2 protein-coding genes and 1 pseudogene are annotated in these 3133 nt (G+C 42.3%); all 3 read left to right on the top strand.

What is annotated here, in order from left to right; genetic code table 11:
• The first annotated feature begins 311 nt into the window (after positions 1-311).
• Complete coding sequence (locus I8752_RS30110) at positions 312-2033, top strand: ABC1 kinase family protein (protein ID WP_214435866.1); 1722 nt, start codon at positions 312-314, stop codon at positions 2031-2033.
• Between the two features lie 98 nt (positions 2034-2131).
• On the top strand, positions 2132-2506 hold the full coding sequence (locus tag I8752_RS30115) for a hypothetical protein (RefSeq protein WP_214435867.1): 375 nt from the start codon (positions 2132-2134) through the stop codon (positions 2504-2506).
• A 453-nt stretch (positions 2507-2959) separates the two neighbouring features.
• A pseudogene (locus tag I8752_RS39170) lies at positions 2960-3133 on the top strand (IS1380 family transposase); the annotation flags it as partial.

Below are 3133 nucleotides of genomic sequence, written 5' to 3' on the forward strand. Positions count from 1 at the left end.
CAGGACGCGGGGACGCGGGGACGCGGGGGGAGAAATTACAATTGACAACTGATTCTTGTACAGACGCGATTAATCGCGTCTCTTCTGTCTCCGAAATATAGAGAATAGTTGTACTTTTATAAAGTATAATTAAGAAAAAGATAAAAAAGCCTGGGCAGTAAGGTAGGCCAAGCCCACCACAAACACTACCCAAAAAAAATAAAACTTAATATTTCTTTATAAAACCATCAACTCCCAAGATTTGCAAATAATTTGCGAGTTGGGATACAAGCAAAAGTGTAAATTTCCCAGTGGAAGAGGCAAACAAGGGCGTGGGTCAGTATCAATCTGGTCAGCTAAACCGCTACAATCCGGACGCGATCGCTTGTCACTATCGATATCGTCCCTGGCTCGCTTGGGGGCGCTTGTTAAGAATTATCTGGTCTTTTTGTGGATTTATCCTGAGTCTGAAGTGGGATGAATGGCAAAATCAAGTTGAGCAGAATAAGGGCAAACGCGCCATCCAGCTACGAGAACTGCTTACCCGCTTAGGCCCGACTTTCATTAAAGTTGGTCAAGCGCTGTCTACCAGACCTGACTTGATACGTAAAGATTTTTTAGAAGAACTGGTAAAACTGCAAGACCAGTTACCACCATTTGATAATGCGCTCGCCTATAAAATTATTGAAACCCAACTAGAGCGGCCAGTTCACGAAATATTTAGCGAACTTTCACCTACTCCCGTAGCTGCTGCGAGCTTGGGTCAAGTCTACCACGGTCGTTTGTTGAGCGGCGAAGAAGTAGCAGTGAAGGTGCAACGCCCGAACTTACGCCCAGTTATGACACTCGACCTTTATTTGATGCGTTGGGCAGCGAGTTGGCTAGCGCCTTGGTTGCCTCTCAATCTCGGTCACGACCTGACTTTGATTGTGGACGAGTTTGGCATAAAGTTATTTGAGGAAATTGATTACATTAATGAAGGTCGCAACGCGGAAAAATTTGCGAATAATTTCCGCAACGACCCACAAGTAAAAATTCCTAGTATTTACTGGCGCTACACAAATACCCGTGTATTAACTCTGGAATGGATAAACGGCTTCAAGTTGACAGATACTAAGCGCATCCGCGAAGCAGGTTTAGACCCAGAGGCGATTATTCAAATTGGTGTGACTTCCGGTTTGCAACAATTGTTAGAACACGGTTTCTTCCACGCTGACCCGCATCCTGGCAACTTGTTTGCTATCCCCGATGGTCGTATGGCTTACATCGACTTCGGTATGATGGATCAGTTGGAGGAAACTACCAAAGAAACTTTAGTAGATGCGCTAGTACACTTAGTTAACAAAGACTACACCGACTTAGCAGAAGACTTTGTCAAATTAGGATTTTTGACTCCAGACACAAATATCTGCCCCATTGTGCCAGCCTTAGAAGCAGTGTTGGGTAACGCCATTGGTAAGAACGTTGGAGATTTTAACTTCAAAACCATTACCGACGAGTTTTCGGAATTGATGTATGAATATCCCTTCCGAGTTCCAGCGAAATTTGCTTTGATTATTCGTTCGCTAGTGACACAAGAAGGTATTGCTCTTAGCCTCAATCCGAATTTCAAAATTGTTGAGGTGGGTTATCCATATATAGCACGGCGGTTGCTGACAGGAGAATCGCCCGAATTAAGGCGGCGATTGCTGAATGTGTTGTTTAAAGATGGTAAATTCCAGTGGCAACGCTTAGAGAATTTGATTGCGATCGCTCGTACCGATCGTAGCTTTGATGTGTTACCCACAGCACAAATGGGCTTACAATTTTTGCTGTCTGATGAAGGCAAATTTTTACGGCGACAGTTAGTGCTAGCACTCACAGAAGATGACCGCCTCCACACCGAAGAAGTGCAACGCTTGTGGAACTTAGTAAAAGATGACTTACAGCCCAATCGCTTGTTTAACGTAGCCATTGGGATGTTGACAGAGTTATCCAGAGAAGGGGCGGCGGCTATCTTACCGAAAGCTACATCCTTTGTTTATTTTGGTGGAAACGAGTCACAAAGTAATTAGAAGCCAGCAGACAGGAGTTAGAAGTTAACTTGTCAAAGTAATTTAATTTGACTTCTAAATTTTTACATTTTTCCTTTTAACATAAATTTGGAGCTTTCATGTACTATTACCCTCTACAACCGCCCTATTTGCTATTATTTATCGGTTTTTTTATAGCTTTAACTTCTGGCGTGGCCTTATCTGGCACGCTGAAATTAATTGTGCAGAAATGGCAAAAAAATAGTACAGAAAGCCCTAAATCTAATTCATCATTGAGACAATTGTTTGTGCCATTTCTGGGAATAACTAGCGGTATTTGTCTATTTCTCTCTTCGGGTTTAGCAATATTTGGTTTTCCGCCCTTATTGGCTTCAGCAGTTGGTTTACCAATTAGTCTGCTGACTTGCTTACTACTGTGGTTGCAATTGGGAAGTATGCTGACTTTTGCAGAACGCCAAGGAATGCGATCGCTTGATTTAGATTCACTCCAATAAACGTTAGCGATCGCTTGCTGAGATCATAGGGGCGATCGCTATTATGTCAGGTAGAAAAAATAGAGCGACACAAAGCGGCTACTCAGTCGAGCGTTTTACTTTTAATTAAGTTGACCTACTTAACAATAAGTGCAAAAATCAGCCTTTAAGCTTCAATGATGAGCCTCTGAACCTCGGCGATGAGCCTTTTATCTTCGACGTTGCGCCTTTTATCTTCAACGTTGCACCTTTTATCCTCGAAGTTGCGGCTTTTATCCCCAAGGTTGCGGCTTTGAGCTTCAACGAACAAGTATATCTCACCATTTCTGAATATACAGGCTTAAGCATGTAGTAAAATTTGCTCACCTGTGTAAAGTGGAACATGGCTTTACCCGGATTTCTCACAAAGATATAAAAAAGGGGTCAAAAACTGCAAAAATGTATATATAGCAAGCATTTCAGCAGTTGTAAAGCATGACCCCAGCTTCAACAGATCGTATAGCAAAACAGTTCAAATTTGAACAGCCAAAACTACCTACAGTAGTAGTTAATTTCCAGGGTGGAAGAGTAATATCTGATGCCGGATTAAGCTTAATTGCTGAAATAGACAGAAAACTACAAATCACGTCACAGCTTGCACAGTGTTTT

This window comes from Dendronalium phyllosphericum CENA369 (genome assembly GCF_016056275.1).
In the GTDB taxonomy this organism is placed as follows: Bacteria; Cyanobacteriota; Cyanobacteriia; order Cyanobacteriales; family Nostocaceae; genus Dendronalium; species Dendronalium phyllosphericum.

Excerpts from the sequence above, each read along its gene's own strand:
- I8752_RS30115 (WP_214435867.1), top strand. The coding sequence starts at position 2,132 with ATGTACTATTACCCTCTACAACCGCCCTATTTGCTATTATTTATCGGT.